This window comes from Kribbella sp. NPDC055110 (assembly GCF_053607525.1).
Genome location: NZ_JBSGTS010000009.1, coordinates 120,398 through 137,054, shown reverse-complemented (window position 1 = coordinate 137,054; position 16,657 = coordinate 120,398). Strand labels below are relative to the sequence as shown.

At 69.3% G+C, this 16,657-nt stretch carries 18 protein-coding genes; 8 read left to right on the top strand and 10 right to left on the bottom strand.

Translation table 11 applies throughout. The features are described 5' to 3' along the window. Window positions 1-42 precede the first annotated feature (42 nt). The 3 genes from ACWF0M_RS16670 (at window position 43) to ACWF0M_RS16660 (ending at window position 2,105) form a co-directional block, all read left to right on the top strand. Window positions 43-1,224, top strand: coding sequence for an MFS transporter (locus ACWF0M_RS16670; protein ID WP_452236545.1), 1,182 nt, complete (start codon window positions 43-45; stop codon window positions 1,222-1,224). Window positions 1,225-1,310: 86 nt separating this feature from the next. Then, the gene (locus ACWF0M_RS16665) at window positions 1,311-1,502 is read left to right on the top strand and encodes a hypothetical protein (RefSeq protein WP_452236544.1); all 192 of its coding nucleotides are present in this window, start codon (window positions 1,311-1,313) and stop codon (window positions 1,500-1,502) included. A gap of 54 nt (window positions 1,503-1,556) precedes the next feature. After that, window positions 1,557-2,105: a GNAT family N-acetyltransferase gene (locus ACWF0M_RS16660; RefSeq protein WP_452236543.1), complete on the top strand. Its 549-nt coding sequence runs from the start codon at window positions 1,557-1,559 to the stop codon at window positions 2,103-2,105. Here ACWF0M_RS16660 and ACWF0M_RS16655 read toward each other — a convergent pair. Continuing rightward, window positions 2,051-2,734 (bottom strand): FadR/GntR family transcriptional regulator, encoded by a 684-nt coding sequence (locus ACWF0M_RS16655; RefSeq protein WP_452236542.1) that lies wholly within the window; start codon window positions 2,732-2,734, stop codon window positions 2,051-2,053. The two genes, ACWF0M_RS16660 and ACWF0M_RS16655, sit on opposite strands and share 55 nt — an antisense overlap. A gap of 79 nt (window positions 2,735-2,813) precedes the next feature. Here ACWF0M_RS16655 and ACWF0M_RS16650 point away from each other — a divergent pair, with 79 nt between their 5' ends. After that, complete coding sequence (locus tag ACWF0M_RS16650; RefSeq protein WP_452236541.1) at window positions 2,814-3,980, top strand: CynX/NimT family MFS transporter; 1,167 nt, start codon at window positions 2,814-2,816, stop codon at window positions 3,978-3,980. Between the two features lie 84 nt (window positions 3,981-4,064). Here the strand turns inward: ACWF0M_RS16650 and ACWF0M_RS16645 are convergent, their stop codons facing one another. After that, window positions 4,065-5,072, bottom strand: a complete 1,008-nt coding sequence (locus ACWF0M_RS16645) for a sugar phosphate isomerase/epimerase family protein (protein ID WP_452236540.1) — start codon at window positions 5,070-5,072, stop codon at window positions 4,065-4,067. An 11-nt stretch (window positions 5,073-5,083) separates the two neighbouring features. After that, window positions 5,084-6,172, bottom strand: coding sequence for a Gfo/Idh/MocA family protein (locus ACWF0M_RS16640; RefSeq protein ID WP_452236539.1), 1,089 nt, complete (start codon window positions 6,170-6,172; stop codon window positions 5,084-5,086). Between the two features lie 75 nt (window positions 6,173-6,247). On the opposite strand from ACWF0M_RS16640, the gene ACWF0M_RS16635 reads away from it, so the two are divergent. Beyond that, a complete protein-coding gene (locus tag ACWF0M_RS16635) occupies window positions 6,248-7,417 on the top strand; it encodes an ROK family protein (RefSeq protein ID WP_452236538.1) in 1,170 nt (389 codons plus the stop codon). Here the strand turns inward: ACWF0M_RS16635 and ACWF0M_RS16630 are convergent. After that, entirely contained in the window at window positions 7,380-8,021 is a 642-nt protein-coding gene (locus ACWF0M_RS16630) for a response regulator (protein WP_452236537.1), read from the bottom strand. The two genes, ACWF0M_RS16635 and ACWF0M_RS16630, sit on opposite strands and share 38 nt — an antisense overlap. Beyond that, window positions 8,018-10,090 carry a sensor histidine kinase gene (locus tag ACWF0M_RS16625; RefSeq protein ID WP_452236536.1) on the bottom strand — a complete coding sequence of 691 codons (2,073 nt, stop codon included), beginning with the start codon at window positions 10,088-10,090 and terminating at the stop codon, window positions 8,018-8,020. The genes ACWF0M_RS16630 and ACWF0M_RS16625 overlap by 4 nt, the downstream gene beginning before the upstream one ends. Window positions 10,091-10,258: 168 nt before the next feature. On the opposite strand from ACWF0M_RS16625, the gene ACWF0M_RS16620 reads away from it, so the two are divergent. Then, window positions 10,259-10,960 carry a hypothetical protein gene (locus tag ACWF0M_RS16620; protein ID WP_452236535.1) on the top strand — a complete coding sequence of 234 codons (702 nt, stop codon included), beginning with the start codon at window positions 10,259-10,261 and terminating at the stop codon, window positions 10,958-10,960. 20 nt (window positions 10,961-10,980) lie between these two features. Here the strand turns inward: ACWF0M_RS16620 and ACWF0M_RS16615 are convergent, their stop codons facing one another. The 3 genes from ACWF0M_RS16615 to ACWF0M_RS16605 are packed head-to-tail and all read right to left on the bottom strand — an operon-like array spanning window position 10,981 to window position 13,684. Then, a complete protein-coding gene (locus ACWF0M_RS16615) occupies window positions 10,981-11,847 on the bottom strand; it encodes an aminoglycoside phosphotransferase family protein (protein WP_452236534.1) in 867 nt (288 codons plus the stop codon). A gap of 44 nt (window positions 11,848-11,891) precedes the next feature. Further along, window positions 11,892-12,896, bottom strand: coding sequence for an NAD(P)H-dependent glycerol-3-phosphate dehydrogenase (locus ACWF0M_RS16610; protein ID WP_452236533.1), 1,005 nt, complete (start codon window positions 12,894-12,896; stop codon window positions 11,892-11,894). Beyond that, the gene (locus ACWF0M_RS16605) at window positions 12,893-13,684 is read right to left on the bottom strand and encodes a lysophospholipid acyltransferase family protein (RefSeq protein ID WP_452236532.1); all 792 of its coding nucleotides are present in this window, start codon (window positions 13,682-13,684) and stop codon (window positions 12,893-12,895) included. Before ACWF0M_RS16605 ends, ACWF0M_RS16610 begins: the two co-directional genes overlap by 4 nt. 16 nt (window positions 13,685-13,700) lie before the next feature. Here ACWF0M_RS16605 and cofC point away from each other — a divergent pair, with 16 nt between their 5' ends. Next, entirely contained in the window at window positions 13,701-14,372 is a 672-nt protein-coding gene (gene cofC / locus ACWF0M_RS16600) for a 2-phospho-L-lactate guanylyltransferase (protein ID WP_452236531.1), read from the top strand. Window position 14,373: 1 nt separating this feature from the next. Further along, a complete protein-coding gene (locus tag ACWF0M_RS16595; RefSeq protein WP_452236530.1) occupies window positions 14,374-14,580 on the top strand; it encodes a hypothetical protein in 207 nt (68 codons plus the stop codon). Between the two features lie 129 nt (window positions 14,581-14,709). Here ACWF0M_RS16595 and ACWF0M_RS16590 read toward each other — a convergent pair whose 3' ends face one another. Then, a complete protein-coding gene (locus ACWF0M_RS16590) occupies window positions 14,710-15,291 on the bottom strand; it encodes an HU family DNA-binding protein (RefSeq protein WP_452236529.1) in 582 nt (193 codons plus the stop codon). 168 nt (window positions 15,292-15,459) lie between these two features. Then, window positions 15,460-16,626, bottom strand: coding sequence for a magnesium/cobalt transporter CorA (corA, locus tag ACWF0M_RS16585; RefSeq protein WP_452236528.1), 1,167 nt, complete (start codon window positions 16,624-16,626; stop codon window positions 15,460-15,462). Window positions 16,627-16,657: the final 31 nt, after the last annotated feature.

The window sequence follows — 16,657 nt, the reverse complement described above, 5'->3', positions numbered from 1 at the left end:
CTACCATCCGCCTGATCGTTCAAACAGATAGTGTGTTTGCTTGTGACTGAAGACACCACCATCGTCAAGCGGTCGCGGTACGCCGTGGCCGCCGTCTTCTGCGTGCACGGATCGGTGACCGGGTCGTTCGCGACCCGGGTGCCCTGGATCCAGGAGCACGCGGGGGTGTCCGCGGGCCAGCTCGGTCTGGCGCTCGCGTTCCCGGCGCTCGGGGCGGCGTTGATGATGCCGCTCGCCGCCCGGGTCAGTCACCGGTTCGGGACCCGCACCGCGCTGCGCGGGCTACTCGCACTCTGGACACTCGCGCTGATCCTGCCGTCGTTCGCCCCGGGCTTGCTGACGTTGTGCGCCGCACTGCTGATCTACGGCGGTGCGGCGGGGATGGCCGATGTCGCGATGAACGCGCTCGGCGTCGAGGTCGAGCACCGGCTGAAGAAGTCGATCATGTCCGGGCTGCACGGCCTGTGGAGTGTCGGCGCGCTGCTCGGATCCGCGGTCGGGACGATCGCGGCGCATGCGAATCTCAGCGCGCAGATCCATCACGCGGTCGCGGCCGTCGTACTGACCGTCGTCGGCGCGGTGGTGTGCCAGTTCGTGCTGAACATCCATCCCGAGGACGACGAGGAGCCGCCGGCGCGGTTCGCGTTGCCACCGAAGTCGGCGTTGCTGATCGGGGCGGTCGGGTTCTGCGCGGTGTTCGCGGAGGGCGCGAGCCTGGATTGGTCGGCCGTGTACCTGCGCGACGTCCTGGACAGCTCGGCGGGCGTCGCGGCCGGTGCGACGACGGGGTTCGCGTTGACGATGGCGATCGCGCGGATCACCGGCGATTCGGTCGTCGACCGGTTCGGCGCGGTCCGGACGGTGCGGTGGAGCGGCGTGATCGCGACGCTCGGCGGTCTGCTCGTCGTCGTCGCCCCGAACGCGATCCTCGCGATGACGGGCTTCGGCCTGATCGGCATCGGCATCGCAGTCGTCGTACCGCTGGCCTTCGCCGCCGCCGGCCACGCCGACGGCAACTCGAGCCATGCGATCGCCGGCGTCGCCACGATCACCTACGCGTCCGGCCTGGTTGCTCCGTCGATCATCGGCGGCATCGCCCAGGCCAGCAGCCTGACCATGTCGTTCATCGTCGTCACCGCACTGGCGGCTGGGCTGGCCGTGTTCGCTCGCGTCCTCGCAACAGGCCGGCCAGCCAGGGCAGGAGCTGAACCACTCCAAAGCTGACCTCCACCACCAGGAACCCCACGAGGATCTTGGAAGCGCCCTGCGCCAACGCGTACGCCTGCCAGCACGCAAACAGCACCCGCGCAATGCCGTCGTACAAACCGTGCAGCGGCAAGGTCCGGAAGAGGCGCAAGAGTGCCCAGACCACCACAACCGAACCCATCAGGTTCGCGTACAGCGTCTGGATGGTGTCGGCCGGCGGGATGGCCGAGCTGACCACCCTTCGGGCCGACCTGACCGAACGCATCGGCACCGGCTGTCCGCTGCGGCCGGCTTAATCACCTGGCGGACAGCTCCAGGTGAGGCGCTCAGGCGGTGATACGAATCGTCAGGTGACGACATTTCGGGTGGCTGGACCAGCTGACGCGGCGGCGGTTGCCGAGTTGCACGGGGACAGTTGGCGGCGGCATTACCGGGGTGCCTACGCGGACGGGTTCCTCGACGACGAGTCGCCCGAGTACCTGGGATCGATGTGGGCCAAGCGGCTCGCGGCGCGGGAGAGGACGCGGACGACGGTCGCGGAGTACGACGGGGAACTGATCGGACTCGCGCACGTGGTGTTCGACGCGGATCCGACGTACGGGGCACTGGTCGACAACCTGCACGTACGCGCACCGCTCAAGCGGCAAGGCATCGGCACGCGGCTGCTCGCACTCACGGCCGAGACCGTGCTGGAAACCGGGATCTACCTGTGGGTGCTTGAGCAGAACACCGCCGCACAAGGCTTCTACGAAGCACGTGGAGGCATCAAGGGTGACCGCCAGGAGGTTCCGCCGCCGGGTGGTGAACCGCGCCGCCTCAACGGCCGACCCAAATGCTTCCGCTACTACTGGCCGGATCCCGCTACCTTGACGGACTCGATCAGCGCGTACGACGCCTGACTCGCCGCCTCGGGATCACCCGCCCGGATCGCCTCCAGTACGTCGATGTGCGCGTCGAGGATCCGATGGTCCTCGGGGATCGTCGCGGTTTCCCGGATCGACTCGGCGAGGACCTCGGCGAGTGCGTCGTACAACCGCAGCAGCAACGGGTTCCCACTCGCGATGACGACGCCGCGGTGGAAGTCCGTGTCGACGGCCACGAACGCGTCGAGGTCCCCCGCCGCCAACGCCGCGCCACGAGCCTCGAGCGCGTCGGACAGCGGCGTCAGACTGGCCGGATCCGCGTGCTGAGCGGCCAGCCGAGCCGCGGCCGCCTCGATGCCGGCGCGGGCGTCGAGGACGTGCGTGAGCGACGCTGAGAGCTCGTCCCTGACCAGTACGCCGCTGATCTCGTTGGTCGCCCGCACGTACGTGCCGTCGCCGACGCGCGGCTCCAGCAGCCCCGTCAAACTCAGCGAACGCAACGCCTCCCGCACTGTCCCGCGGCTGACCCCGAGCTCGCTCGCGAGCTGATTCTCGCCGGGGATCCGCGACCCGCGCGGCCAGGCCCCGGACTCGATCTGCGCCCGGAACTGCCCCGAGACCTGCAGCACCAGCGGCACCTGCCGCACCGGCTCGTTGAGAGACACACCAAGAGAATAGCGTAGGATGTAAATGTAGGACATCTGCACAAGAGAGAGGTGTGTTGTGGCGGTACTGACCGAACCAATGGCTCGAGAGCGGTCGGCGCTGATCACCGCCACCGCCTTCGTGGTCGCGCTGAGCCTCAGGCCGGCACTGACCGCGGTCGGTCCGGTGCTGCCGCGGATAGGGCTCGATCTGCACCTCGGTGAGGCCGCGCAGGGTCTGCTGGGCACGCTGCCGCTGCTCGCGTTCGCGGTCGCCTCTCCCCTGGTCCACCTCGCGTCGCGACGGTTCGGGATGGAGCGGGCGGTGTTCGTCTCGCTCCTGGTGCTCGCGGCGAGCAGCGCACTCCGCCCGTACACAGGTCACGCCGGTCTGTGGATCGGTACGGCGGTGGTCGGCGCCGCGATCGCGGTGGGCAACGTACTAGTGCCGGTCATCATCAAGCGCGACTACGCCGGAAACGTCTCCCGTGCGACCGGCGTCTACACGGCCTTCATCACCGGCGGCGCCGCGATCGCCTCGATCCTCGCCGTACCGATCGCCGACGCCGTCGACTGGCGGCTGTCACTGGCGGTCTGGGGCGTCCTCGCCGTACTGGTCGCCGTGATCTGGCTGCCGCGGACCCTGTCCCCGGAGCCGATGCCCCTGGCAACTTCGGACGGCGGCACTCCCCCTGTGAGCGTTTGGCGGCAGCCGATGGCGTGGCTGGTCACCGGATTCATGGGGCTCCAGTCCACGAGCTTCTACCTGTTCGTGAACTGGCTGCCCACAATCGAGATCTCGACGGGCGGCGTGTCCGAGCGCGCTACCGGCGTACACCTGTTCGTCTTCCAGGTGTTCGGCCTGATCGGCGGGCTCAGCATCCCGTTGCTGCTGAAGCATCCGACGAACCAGCGAGCCGGCTTGATGACCGCGAGTACGCCGATTCTGCTAGCACTGCTAGGACTTCTGCTGGCGCCGCACCTGGCGATCGTCTGGGCGGTCGTCGGCGGACTGGGTCAGGGCGCCGGACTGGTCGCCGCGCTCTCGCTGATCAGCCTCCGCGGTCGCGGCCATCACGAAACCACGCAGCTGTCCGGGATGGCGCAGGCAGTCGGCTACACGCTGGCCGCTGCCGGTCCGGTCGTCGCGGGCTACCTGACCCAGGTGACCGGCGGCTGGCGTACGACGCTGAGCGTGTTCGCGGCCCTGGCCGCCGTACAAGTAACTCTCGGCTTCGTAGCCGGCCGCGACACCCGCCCTGCGTGAACGACCTAGGAGGGTTTCACCCGGCTGACGGGGCAAAACCCTCCTAGGAGGATGCTTCTAGCGGGGGCAACCCTCCTAGGAGGGTTACTTGTCCGTGGCGAAGGCGGCGTCGAAGGCGGCTTCGGGCTTGTCGAAGGCGAGCGCGCGGATGACGTTGACGGCCTCGGCCGCACCGACCTTGCGCTCCATGCCGGCGTCCTCCCACTCGACCGAGATCGGGCCGTCGTAGCCGATCGAGTTCAGCACCCGGAAGCAGTCCTCCCACTGCACGTCGCCGTGCCCCGTGGAGTAGAAGTCCCAGCCGCGGCGCGGGTCGCCCCACGGCAGGTGCGAGCCGAGCCGGCCGTTGCGGCCGCCGCCGACCCGCATCCGGGTGTCCTTGCAGTCCACGTGGTAGATCCGGTCCTTGAAGTCCCAGAGGAACGCGACCGGGTCGATGTCCTGCCACACCATGTGCGACGGGTCCCAGTTCAGGCCGAACGCCTCGCGGTGGCCGATCGCTTCGAGGGTGAGCGTGGTGGTCCAGTAGTCGTACGCGATCTCCGACGGGTGCACCTCGTGCGCGAACCGGACACCCTCCTCGTCGAAGACGTCGAGGATCGGGTTCCAGCGGTCGGCGAAGTCCTTGTAGCCGGCCTCGATCCGCTCCGCGGGCACCGGCGGGAACATCGCGACATACTGCCAGATCGACGAACCGGTGAAGCCGATGACGGTCTTCACGCCGAGCTTCGCCGCCGCCCGCGCGGTGTTCTTCAGGTCCTCCGCGGCCCGCTGCCGGACACCTTCCGCGTCGCCGTCGCCCCAGATCCGGGACGGCACGATCGCCTGGTGCCGGAAGTCGATCGGGTCGTCGCAGACCGCCTGCCCCACCAGGTGGTTGGAGATCGCGAAGACCTGCAGGTTGTACTTCTCCAGGATGTCCTTGCGGCCCTGGACGTACGAGTCGTCGTCGACGGCCTGCTGGACGTCGAAGTGGTCACCGGAGCAGGCGATCTCGACGCCGTCGTACCCGGCCTCGGACGCGAACTGGCAGACCTCCTCGAACGGCAGATCGGCCCACTGACCGGTGAACAGCGTGATCGGGCGTGGCATCTCACAGACTCCTAAGAATTGTCGACGGTGGTCCAGGCGGAGTCGCTCGCAGCCGACCGCAGTACGGCGTCAACCACGCGAGCGGACCGCGCTCCGGCGGCGAAATCGGGCAGGCCGTCCGGGCGGTCACCCAGTACGGCGGCATAGCTGTCGGCGACGAACGAGTCGAACGCGTCCTGGTACCCCTGCGCATGCCCGGCCGGCAGCCGGTTCACCCGCGCGGCGGGCGGGCTGAGCGTCTCGGGGTCCCGGGTCAGCAACTCCGAAGCTTTGCGCCGGCCGACCCACAGGCGGTCCGGGTCCTCCTGGTCGAAGCCGAAGCTCGACTCGGTGCCCGAGACCTCCAGGTACAGCCGGTTCTTCCGGCCCGCCGCGACCTGGCTGACCACGATCGTCCCGACCACACCGGCCTCGGTCCGGAACTGTGCCGTGGCGAGGTCTTCGGTCCGTACGTCGACGCCGCCGCGCTGCGCCCGTACCGTCCGCAGCTGGGCGCTGATCGCGGCGATCCGGTCGCCGGTGACGAACTCGGTCAGGTCGCACCAGTGCGAGCCGATGTCGGCGAACGTCCGCGACGGTCCACCGGTCGTGTCGTCCACGCGCCAGTTCTGGTCGTCCGCACCGGCCAGCCAGTCCTGCAGGTACGAGCCGTGCAGGCTCGTGATCACGCCGGCGTCGCCCGCGGCGATCCGGGTGCGCAGCTCACGGACCATCGGGTGGTACCGGTACACGAACGGCACAGCGCCCACCAGCCCGGCCTCGACCGCGGCGGCATGGAGCCCGACGGCGTCCTGCACCGAGGTCGCGAGCGGCTTCTCGCACACCACGTGCTTGCCCGCTTCGAGAGCCTTCAGCGCGACGTCGCGATGCGTGTTGTTCGGCGTACAGATATGGACGGCGTCGATGTCCGCAGCGAGGAGTTCGTCGAGGGTCGCGAAGCCACGCTCCGCACCGGTCGCCTCAGCCGCCGCGTCGGCTTTTGCAGGCGACGAGCCAACAGCACCGACGACCGTGGCGCCGGAGACCAGCGCCGACCTGCCGTGCACCTGACCCATGAAGCCGCCGCCGACGATTCCTACCCTGAGCCGTTTGGTGGACACGTCGTAGGACGCTATGGGACCCTTTTGAACCCTGTCAAGCAAAAGTCCACGGCCAGTACGACGAAAGTCCGACACATGAGCGATCTCGGTACGGCGGACGCGGTGCTGCGGCTGCTCCTCGACGGGCGACCGCGGACGCGCGCCGAGCTGATCGAACGCAGCGGACTCGCGCGGTCCACGGTCACCGGGCGGATCGAGGCGTTGCTCGCGGACGGGCTCGTGGTGCCGTCGGGCGAGGCGGCGTCGACGGGTGGCCGGCCGCCGGCGCGATTCCGGTTCAACCCGACCGCACGGCTGATTCTCGCCGCGGACGTCGGCGCGACGCACCTGTCCGTCGCGCTCACCGATCTGACCGGCGCGATCCTGCACCGGTCGACGACGCCGCTCAAGATCGCCGAAGGACCCGAAGTCGTACTCGATGCGGTCGCGCAGGCAGGACACGCGCTGCTCCGCGAGGCCCAACGATCACCGGACGATCTGGCCGGCACCGGCGTCGGACTACCCGGACCGGTCGAGCACAGCACAGGCCGGCCGAACCATCCGCCGATCATGCCGGGCTGGGACTCGTACGACGTGGTCGGCCGACTGAGCCGGGAGCTCCCCGGGCCTGTGCTCGTCGACAACGACGTGAACATCATGGCGCTCGGCGAGCACGCGACGACGTACCCGGACGTCGAGCACCTGCTGTTCGTGAAGGTTGCCACCGGCATCGGAGCGGGCGTCATCAGCGGCGGCCGGTTGCACCGTGGCGCGCAAGGAGCGGCCGGCGACATCGGCCACATCCAGGCGCCCGGGCACACAGAACTCTGCCGCTGCGGCAACACCGGCTGCCTGGAAGCGATCGCGTCGGCGGCCGCACTCGCCACCACGCTCGGCGTCGAGACCAGCCAGGACATCGTCGAGCTCGTCCGCGCGGGCAACACCAGCGCGACCACCGCCGTACGCCAGGCCGGCCGCGAGATCGGCGCCGTCCTCGCCGCGGCCGTCAGCCTGCTCAACCCGTCGGTGATCGTGGTCGGCGGCTCGCTGTCGCAGGCCGGTGACAGCCTCCTGGCCGGCCTCCGGGAATCCATCTACGCCCGCTCGTTGCCCCTGGCCACAACCCACCTGCACGTCGCCCCGTCCCGCACCGGCCCGGACGCCGCCCTCCTCGGCGCCGCCGCCCTCGTCCAGCGGCAGGTACTCGCGCGCCAACCTCACGAACAGCTCAGTGGTCGCCGAGCCCGGCGGAGCGAGCCCGGATGATGGCCTCGGAGCGACCGGCCACCTGGAGCTTGGCGAAGATGCTGGTGATGTGGTTGCCGACCGTCGCCACCGCGAGTCCGAGCCGGCCGGCGATCGCGGCGTTGCCCAGGCCGCCGGCGATCAGGTCCAGCACCTCGCGTTCGCGGGGTGTCAGCTCGGGAAAGGCCGGCTGGTCGGCACGCGGTCCGGACAGGTAGGCCAGCGCCCGGCGAGCGACCCCCGGTCCGAAGATCGCTTCGCCCGCGGCGACCGCGGCGATGGCCCGGATCACGTTGTCCGGCGCTGCACCCTTCAGCACATATCCCTGGGCCCCGGCGCGCATCGCGGCGAACACCGACTCGTCGTCGTCGAACATGGTCAGCATGAGCACCGCCACGTCGGGCGCGACCCGGGCGATCTCGCTGGTCGCGTCGATCCCGGACAGTCCGGGCATCTGGATGTCCATCACCAGTACGTCGGGATGCAGCATCACGGCGGCTCGAACCGCCTCGTCGCCGTTGGCCGCCGTACCGATCAACTCGAAGCCGTCGTGCGCCGACAGCAAGGCGCCGAGGCCTTCGCGCACGATGCCGTGGTCGTCGGCCACCACGATCCGCAGCGTCATGGCCGCACCTGGAGCAAGGACGCCCCCAAGGGCAGTACGACGCTGACCGTGCACCCGGTCCGGTCGTACCGGACGTCGCACTCGCCACCGAGCTCGGCCGCCCGCTCGGTGATGGAGGCGAGACCGACACCGGGTTGCCACTCCGGCCCGTCGTTGAACCCGTTGTCGCGCACCTCCAGCCGGAGCCGATCTTGCTCGACGGCCAGCCGGACCCCGGCGGTGGTCGCACTCGAGTGCCGGATCACGTTCGTCAAGGCCTCCGTGACAATCCGGTACGTCGCGACTTCTACCGCCGCGGGCAGTTCGCCGAGCTCGGGCGGTGCGTCCACCGTGATGCCGAGTGCGCCACCGTCGCTGCGCGGGCCCGCGGCCGCCACGTACTCACGAAGGGCGCCGACCAGACCGAGCCCGTCCAGCGCGGCCGGCCGCAACTGGTCCACGAGCCGGCGGATCTCCTCGACCGCCCCGATCGTCAGGTCGCGAAGGCGTGCCAACAGCACCGAACTCCGCTCGCGATCGGTGTCGAGCAGGCGCAAGGCCGCCTCGGCGTTCAGGACCACCGCGGTCAGCACCGGACCGAGCCCGTCGTGCAGATCGCGGCGGATCCGCCGGCGCTCTTCCTCGCGGCCGCTGATGGCCCGCTCCCGCGAGTCCCGCAACTGATCGGCCAGCCGTCTGGCCCGCACCGCCACCGCGAGCGGAGCCGCCAGCAGCGTCAGCACTCGCTCGTCGGCCGGATCGAGCCGCTGTTCGCCCGGTCGCAGACCGACGACCAGCTCACCAAGCCGCTCGGCACCGGACCTGAGCGCGATCGCATGCCGCGCCGCGGGCAACTCGGCGTACACCGACACCTGGTTGCCGTCGACCAGCACAGCTGCCGCCGGGAAGCGCATCACCCGGCACAACGCGTCGAGTACGCCGTCCAGCCCGGCGCCGGACACGGTGTCGGCCCCTATGTCGGCCCCTATGTCGGCCACTGCGCCGAGCGAGGCGCCGACCTCGACCATCGCCCGTACCGGATCCTGGCGCGCACCGTAGAACGCCCGGTGGATCGTTCGCTGCAACCAGACCCGTGCGGGGTTGAAGGCGAGCGCGATCACGAGGGTGGCGAGGACCGACGAGTTGAGCGAGACCTGGTGCCGGACGGTTCGGTCCAGGACGAGGACGAGCGCCAGATAGGCGGCCACGACCGCGCCGGTGAGCAGGAGGTACAGCACCGATCGCGAGACCACCAGCCGGATGTCGAGCAGCTGGTACCGCAGGATGGCGACCGCCACGGCCACCGGGACAAGCAGGATCGGCAGTACCCCGAGCAGCAGCGACTCCGAGCCGGCCGCGGTCGTGACCGCGAAGCAGGCGACCATCAGGATCGTTGCCAGTAGCAACCAGAGGACCTGCCGGCGGACTTGGTCGGAGCCGCGCCGGTAGCGGATGACGACCGCGGTCAGAGCCGCCAGGTAGCCGACGGCGAGGCCGATCGCGCTCGCGTCCTGAAGCCAGACGATCTGCTGGAACCCGGACCAGGCCGGGTATCCCGGAATGCCCAGCTCGGCCGTCAGTCCGCCGTTGGGATCCAACACCGCGGCGGCGGTCCAGCTGACGCCAGTGACGACGAGCACGGCGACGACCCAGCGCCAGCGCCGGCCCGGCAGCCGTCCGTCGGGGAAGAGGACGAGCGACAGCGGCAGGAACGTCGCCAAGGTCCAGGTCCAGCCACCGTTCGTCACGGTGGCAACTTCCCGCCAGAAGGCGCTTGGCTCCCCTGACCAGGCGAGCACGCTGGTCCCGAGCGCGGTCGAGCCGTAGCAGCAGCCACCGATGAGGAGCGACCAGCCGACCAGGTTTCGCGGCTGCCGGTCAGCAATCGGCCAGCCCGCCAGGGCCAGGCACAGCCCGATCAGGGCGTTGCTGACGACAAACAGATCGACCAGCCGGGACCAGCTCAACCCGGACGCCGTCGCGGCGACGACGGTGACCACGGTTCCCAGCAACGCCATCCCGAGCACAGCGCGAGCCACCGATCGCAGCCGGCGATCCGTCCTGCCGGAGACCTCCCGATTGGCGCCCACGAGCCCATCATCAGACCTCGGACCCACAGGCGGGTAGGGGTCTGCCCCCAGAGCATCCAGGAAGGTCTCCGGGGTAGGTGTGAGCTGCGAACCTGCCATCTGGGGCCGATCCGGCCCGACGCTGAGATCTCCAGCGCTGACGGCAGCGCACTCGCAAAGGAGATGCTCATGTCCACCACAGCCTCGAAGGCCGCCAAGACCGCACGGAAACCGCGTGACGTGCGCGCCTTCTGGCGGGTCCTGCTCGCCGTGATCGCCCCGGTGCCGATGCTGCTGCAGGGAATCGTCTACTTGATCAACCCGGTCGGCGGCGACGCGCCGTTCGATGAGACGGTCACGGCGGTCGCGGCGCACCAGGGCCGGTTCGAGCTCATGCAGTGGCTGCAGTTTCCCTGGTTCCTGCTGGTCCCGGCGTCCTTCGCCGTCGCGTGGGTTGCCCGTCGGCGAGTACCCCGACTGTCGACCGCCGGAGCCATCGTCACCATGGGCGGTCTGGGAGCCGGGTTGTTCCTGCTGGGTGGTCCGGTGACACCGGAATACCTGACGGTCCACGAAGGGCTGGATCCGGCGACGATGGAGAAGCTGCGGTCCGCGATGGAAAACCTGCCGATCCTCGCCGTCGGAAGTCTGCTCTTCATCCTCGCCATCACGGTCGGTCTGTTGCTGCAGGGGATCGCTCTGGCGCGCAGCCGGGTTGCGCCGGCCTGGATGGGGATCGCCCTCGCCGTCGGTGGCTTCACCCACCCGTTCATGCCGGGGCACGTGGCCGCCGGTATCGGGCTTGTCGTCACTGCGGTCGGCTTCGCCGGAGCCAGCGTCGCGCTCCTGCGCACCCCCAACGACGCCTTCGATCTGCCACCTGTGGGCTGAGGTGTCCCGATCGCCGTGGATCAGTTCCAGGCGATGGCGACCTGGTCGACCAGCTGGACCAACCGGTCGAGTTCGCTGCCACCGCGGGCTCGGCCGTAGCCGTGGCGGCGGCCCCAGAACGAGGACTGGACGGCGATCAACTGGGTCCAGCGCCGGATGCGTTCGGCGTCGACGCCGGAGGCCTCGGCGAATCGCCCGAGCTCGGTCCGCAGCTGCGGCAGCAGATCGTGCGTGGCGAGAGCGTCGCCGATCAGCAGGTAGTAGGCCCGGGTGCGGAGGAAGATGGCGGCGTCGTACGCCGGGTCGCCGACGTACCCCTTCGGATCGACCACCAGCCAGGGCTCGCGATCCGCGCGCAGGATGTTGCGGGCGTGGAAGTCGCCGTGGACCAGGGTCTCCGGCTGTTCACGGCAGAGTTCGTCGACGACCGCGAGCGCCTGGTCGACGACCGACGAAGGCAGCGGGTGGTCGAGCTCGGCCGCGTCCTTGCGCAGTTCCTCGGTCCAGGCGTCGGCCTGCTCCGACATCCGGGGCAGGCCGTCCGGCGCCGGGATCGTCAACTGGCGCAGCAGATCCCCGGCGATCGTGGCGACGTCGCCGGTGTGCTCGACCAGCGTGCTCGTGTGCGCGCGTTCGAGCAGCATCGCGTACCGGGCGTCGTCACGCTCGTACAGCTTCACCGCGCCGCGCCCGTCCCACGCCTCGAAGGCGTCCGGCTCGTGCACGTTGCCTGGATGCGGAAACGACACCTTCAGCACCGCATCACCCGCGACCGGCACCACAACGCCGACCTGACCGTGCAGCACATCACCGACCCGCTCGAGCTCCCAGCGTCCGAGCAGCTCGTCGACGATCCCGGGAAGCTCCGCGAGCCACGCCTCGCCCACCGAACCTTCGCGCGCAACCGTGCTCTCTACGAACGCCGGCGGGATCAACCCCAGCGCTCCGACTTCGCCGACCGGGACACGAGGCTGAACAGCATGTCTTTCGGGGTCATCTCACCGGCGACCACCTTCGTGACGTGCTCGGCGATCGGCATCTCCACGTCGTGCCGGTGGGCCAGTTCGCTGATCGAGGCGCAGGACTTCACGCCCTCGGCGACCTGCCGGGTTCCGCTCGCGATGTCGGCGACCGTCATGCCTTGGCCGAGCTTCTCGCCGAAGGTCCGGTTCCGCGACAACGGCGACGAGCAGGTCGCCACCAGGTCGCCCAGCCCGGCCAGCCCGGAGAACGTGTGTTCGTCGGCGCCCAACGCCGTACCCAGACGGGCGATCTCGGCGAGCCCGCGGGTGATCACCGAGGCCCGGGCGTTGTCGCCGAACCCGAGGCCGACCGCCATCCCGACCGCGAGCGCGATCACGTTCTTACTGGCGCCGCCGAGCTCACAGCCGACGACATCGTTGTTCGTGTACGGGCGGAACGTCGGGGAATGGCACAACTTCTGCAACCGCGCCGCGGTCCCCTCGTCCGCGCAGGCGACGACAGACGCAGCCGGTTGACCCTCGGCGATCTCCCGTGCCAGGTTCGGCCCCGACACCACCGCGATCCGCTCGGGACCGGCGCCGGTGAGCTCCGCGATCACCTCGCTCATCCGCTTCGTCGTACCGAGCTCGACGCCTTTCATCAGGCTGACCAACGGTACGGCGTTCGGCAGGACGCCCGCCCAGTCCACGAGGTTCTCCCGCAGCGACTGCGACGGCACCGCGAGCACGACGGCCTCCGCCCCGTCGGCCGCCGCGGCGGGATCGTGCGTCGCGGTGATCGCGTCCGGCAACCGCAGTCCCGGAAGGTAGTCGGGGTTCTCGTGCGCGGTGTTGATCTCCGAGCACAACGCCTCGCGCCGTGCCCACAGTGCCACCTGGTTCCCCGCATTCGCCAGCACCACAGCGAACGCCGTACCCCACGACCCCGCACCGAACACCGCTACTTTTGTCATGCCTTGTCCTCACCTTCAGCCTTCCGGGCTTTGCGCAGGTCGTAGAGCTCCTTGGGCGGGGTCTCGCCGCGCAGTTCACCGAGGGTCTCGGCCACTCGGGCCATGATCACCTCGGTTGCCTCGTGCAACAGCTGGTTGGTCAGCGGCTTGCCCGCGAAGGCGCTCAGGTCGACCGGCGCCCCGGCCCGCACCTGCAGGGTCTTGCGTGGCAGCAACCGGAACCGGATCTTGCCGGTGTACGACTGGAGGATCTCCTGCGCGCCCCAGTTCGCGACCGGGATCACCGGGCAGCCGGTCATCAGCGCGATCCGCGCGGCGCCGGTCTTCCCGGTCATCGGCCACATCTCGGGGTCGCGGGTGATCGTTCCCTCCGGGTAAACGCCCACACACTCACCGCGTTCGACCGCGGCCACCGCGTCCCGGAACGCGTCCACGGCCTGCGCGGAGTCCCGGTACACCGGGATCTGCCCGGCGCCCCGGATGATCGCCCCGGCGACCGGAATCTTGAACACCGACGCCTTCCCGAGGAACCGCGGAATCCGCCGGCACTCCCAGATGAAGTACCCGAGCAGCACCGGGTCGAAATGCGAGATGTGATTCGGCACGTACACCACACCGCCGGTGCGGGGCATGTTCTCGCGTCCGGTGAACCGGCACTTGGTGAAGACGATCATGAACGGCTTGACGATCGCGACGATCACCCCGAACCAGAACCCACGCGGCGGCCGTGGGTCCGCCTGCCTCGCGTCCACAGCTGCCTCCTGGTGCTCATGCTGGCCGTCGGTCATGGGAGAATCCTGCCTGATGGCAGACCTACAGGTCGTTCCCTGGACCCTGGTGATCCCGGTGAAGCGTACGGCGATCGCGAAGAGCCGGCTCGCTCCGGCCTACCCTCAGCACCGTCCCGAACTGGCCCGCGCGTTCGCTGTCGACACTACTGCGGCCGCCCTCGGTTCTCCCCTGGTGCAGGCCGTCCTGGTCGTCACCGACGACCCGCTGGTCGCGACGGACGTCACCGCGGCCGGTGCGCACGTGGTCCCGGACCTGCCCGCCGCCGGTCTCAACGAAGCCTTGCTGCATGGAGCCACTGTGGCCGCTGCCGAGTTCGGAGGCAACGGAATCGCAGCCCTCTCGGCCGATCTCCCCGCGCTGCGCCCGGCCGAACTGACGGCCGTCCTCGCAGCCTGTACGGCGCCGCGCTCGTTCGTGATCGACCAGCCCGGCACCGGTACGACGTTGCTCGCAGCCGCTCCCGGCGTACCGCTGGATCCGCGCTTCGGTGTGGGTTCCGCCCTGGCGCACCAGGCGTCCGGCGCGATGCCGATCGAGCTGACCGCGATCGAGTCGGTACGTCGTGATGTCGACACAGCCGCCGACCTCGCGCACGCCGTACAACTGGGAGTCGGTCCGGCGACCGCGGACGTGATGTCACTGGTGCTCGGTGCCGCGACCGGGACCGAGGGTCTAGCCTGCTGACATGCAAGCGACCGTGAGCCGCTACGACGGCGAGACCTTCTCCGGAGCCGTGCTGACGGACACCGGGATCGAACTCCCGTTCACCGTGCACGCGATCGCCAGCACCCCGGTCCGCCACCTGCGCGTAGGCCAACGGGTGACGATCGAGACCACCGGCTCCGGTCCCGCGCTGACGATCGCCAGGCTGGAGTTCGCAACCCGCCTCTGATCGCTTACGTCCGAAGAAGTCGCGAGACGGGTCGCCAGTTGTTCGGACGTAAGAGGTTGCTGTCGACAACGGCGAAGGCCGGTCGACCCCTGGTGTGGGGTGACCGGCCTTCGCGGTGGTGCGTGAAGATCAGCGAGCGGTGCGCTTCGCCGCGGTCTTCTTGGCGGGGGCCTTCTTGGCCGGCGCCTTCTTCGCAACGGTCTTGGCCGGGGCCTTCTTCGCGACCGTCTTGGCCGGGGCCTTCTTGGCCACGGTCTTCGCCGGGGCCTTCTTGGCAACCGTCTTGGCCGGGGCCTTCTTCGCGACCGTCTTCTTCGCGGCGGCGGTCTTCGTCGCAGCGGCGGTCTTGGCCGGAGCGGCCTTCTTCGCCGGGGCAGCCGCCTTGGTGGCGGTCGCGGCCGGCTTCGGGGCTACCAGCTTCGGCAGCTTCTTGGCACCGGAGACAACGGCCTTCAGCTCCGCACCCGCGCGGAACTTCGGCACCGTGGTCTTCTTGGCGCGCTTGGTCTCACCGGTCCGCGGGTTGCGCACGATGCGCGCGCCACGCTCGATGGCCTCGAAGGCACCGAAACCGGTGATGGCGACCTTGCCGCCCTTCTTGGTCAGCTCGCGCTGGACGGTGTCGATCACCGACTCCAGTGCGTGCTGGGCCTGGCGGCGGTTTCCGTCGAAGTGCACTGCGAGCGCTTCGACCAACTGGCTCTTGTTCACTGCTTCCCTCCGTGAACGTAGGCGTCGAGCACAGCGCTCGATCTCACAGGAACGTTATGGACTCAACACGCCGTTCACAAACACCAACGCGGCAATTCGGCCTTGTTTTAGGCGATTCGTGCCACAATCTGGCCCGATTCGGCACTCAGACAGGGTTTTCGGGGTGGTTCAGAGCCAACCGCGGCGTTTGAAGATCTGGTGCAGACCTCCACACACCAAGGCCATCAGGCCGATCGCGAACGGGTATCCGAACTGCCAGTGCAGCTCCGGCATGTTGTCGAAGTTCATCCCGTAGACGGTCCCGATCAGCGTCGGCGCGAACAGGATCGCCGCCCAGGCAGAGATCCGCTTCACCTCTTCGTTCTGCTCGCTGCTGGCGATCGCGAGGCTCTTCATCTCCTCGTTCTGCTGCTGGGCCACCAGGGTCGCGTTCACGGTCAGGATGTCGCGCAGCAACTCCCGGAACCCGCCGACCTTCTCCACCACTTCGGTGACGTGGTCGGCCACGTCCCGCAGTGAACGTTGCAGTTCCTCGTCGACGCCGTACTTCTGGAAACCGCCGCGGAGCTGCTCGAGCATGCCGACCAGCGGCCGGGTCGCGCGCTGGAACTCGATCACCTCACGGGACAGTTCGTAGATGCGCCGCGACACCTTCGGGTCACCGCGGAACACCTCGGTCTCGATCTCGTCGATGTCGTTCTCCAGACCGGCGACCACCGGCGCGTATCCGTCGACGACCTTGTCCATGATCGCGTACAGCACCGCTTCGGCACCGCGGCCGAGGAGTTCGGGGTCGCGCTCGACACGGCGCCGTACCGCTGCCAGATTGGGCGCTTCGGCATGCCGGACCGTCACCACGAAGTCCGGGCCGACGAAGACGTGCACCTCACCGAACTCGACCTCCTCGGTCGCGTCCCGGTACCGGGCGGCTTTCAGTACGACGAACAACGTGTCGCCGTACCGCTCCAGCTTCGGCCGCTGATGCGCCTCGTTGGCGTCCTCGATCGCGAGCTCGTGCAGGTCGAACTCCTGTGCCAGCGAGGCGAGCTCGCGGCGGTCCGGACGGTACAGGCCGATCCAGGCCAGGCTCTGCGGCGACGTGTGCAGCGCCGTGTAGGTGTCGGCGAGCGAGTCCGGGGACGCGATCCGGGTGCCGCCGCAGTAGATCGCGCTGTCGACGACGCTGTGCCCCTTGGGCTTCTGCGGATCGCGGGCCGGCTTCTCGACCGGCTCGATCGCGGTCGCGGCAACGGATGCGGCGTGCTTACGGGCGGCGGCACGCAGTGACGGGGTGCGGCTGAACGCGCGAAGCGAACGCAGGCGCAGGTCGGACATGAGTCCTCCAGGTGCGGTGGATCAGGTGAGT

Bases quoted from the DNA above. Each gene is read 5' to 3' on its own strand.
- ACWF0M_RS16645 (WP_452236540.1), bottom strand. From the start codon at position 5,072: ATGCCACGCCCGATCACGCTGTTCACCGGTCAGTGGGCCGATCTGCCG.
- cofC (WP_452236531.1), top strand. From the start codon at position 13,701: ATGGCAGACCTACAGGTCGTTCCCTGGACCCTGGTGATCCCGGTGAAG.
- ACWF0M_RS16610 (WP_452236533.1), bottom strand. From the start codon at position 12,896: ATGACAAAAGTAGCGGTGTTCGGTGCGGGGTCGTGGGGTACGGCGTTC.
- ACWF0M_RS16620 (WP_452236535.1), top strand. From the start codon at position 10,259: ATGTCCACCACAGCCTCGAAGGCCGCCAAGACCGCACGGAAACCGCGT.
- ACWF0M_RS16635 (WP_452236538.1), top strand. From the start codon at position 6,248: ATGAGCGATCTCGGTACGGCGGACGCGGTGCTGCGGCTGCTCCTCGAC.
- ACWF0M_RS16595 (WP_452236530.1), top strand. From the start codon at position 14,374: ATGCAAGCGACCGTGAGCCGCTACGACGGCGAGACCTTCTCCGGAGCC.
- ACWF0M_RS16605 (WP_452236532.1), bottom strand. From the start codon at position 13,684: ATGACCGACGGCCAGCATGAGCACCAGGAGGCAGCTGTGGACGCGAGG.
- corA (WP_452236528.1), bottom strand. From the start codon at position 16,626: ATGTCCGACCTGCGCCTGCGTTCGCTTCGCGCGTTCAGCCGCACCCCG.
- ACWF0M_RS16630 (WP_452236537.1), bottom strand. From the start codon at position 8,021: ATGACGCTGCGGATCGTGGTGGCCGACGACCACGGCATCGTGCGCGAA.
- ACWF0M_RS16665 (WP_452236544.1), top strand. From the start codon at position 1,311: ATGCCGTCGTACAAACCGTGCAGCGGCAAGGTCCGGAAGAGGCGCAAG.
- ACWF0M_RS16650 (WP_452236541.1), top strand. From the start codon at position 2,814: ATGGCTCGAGAGCGGTCGGCGCTGATCACCGCCACCGCCTTCGTGGTC.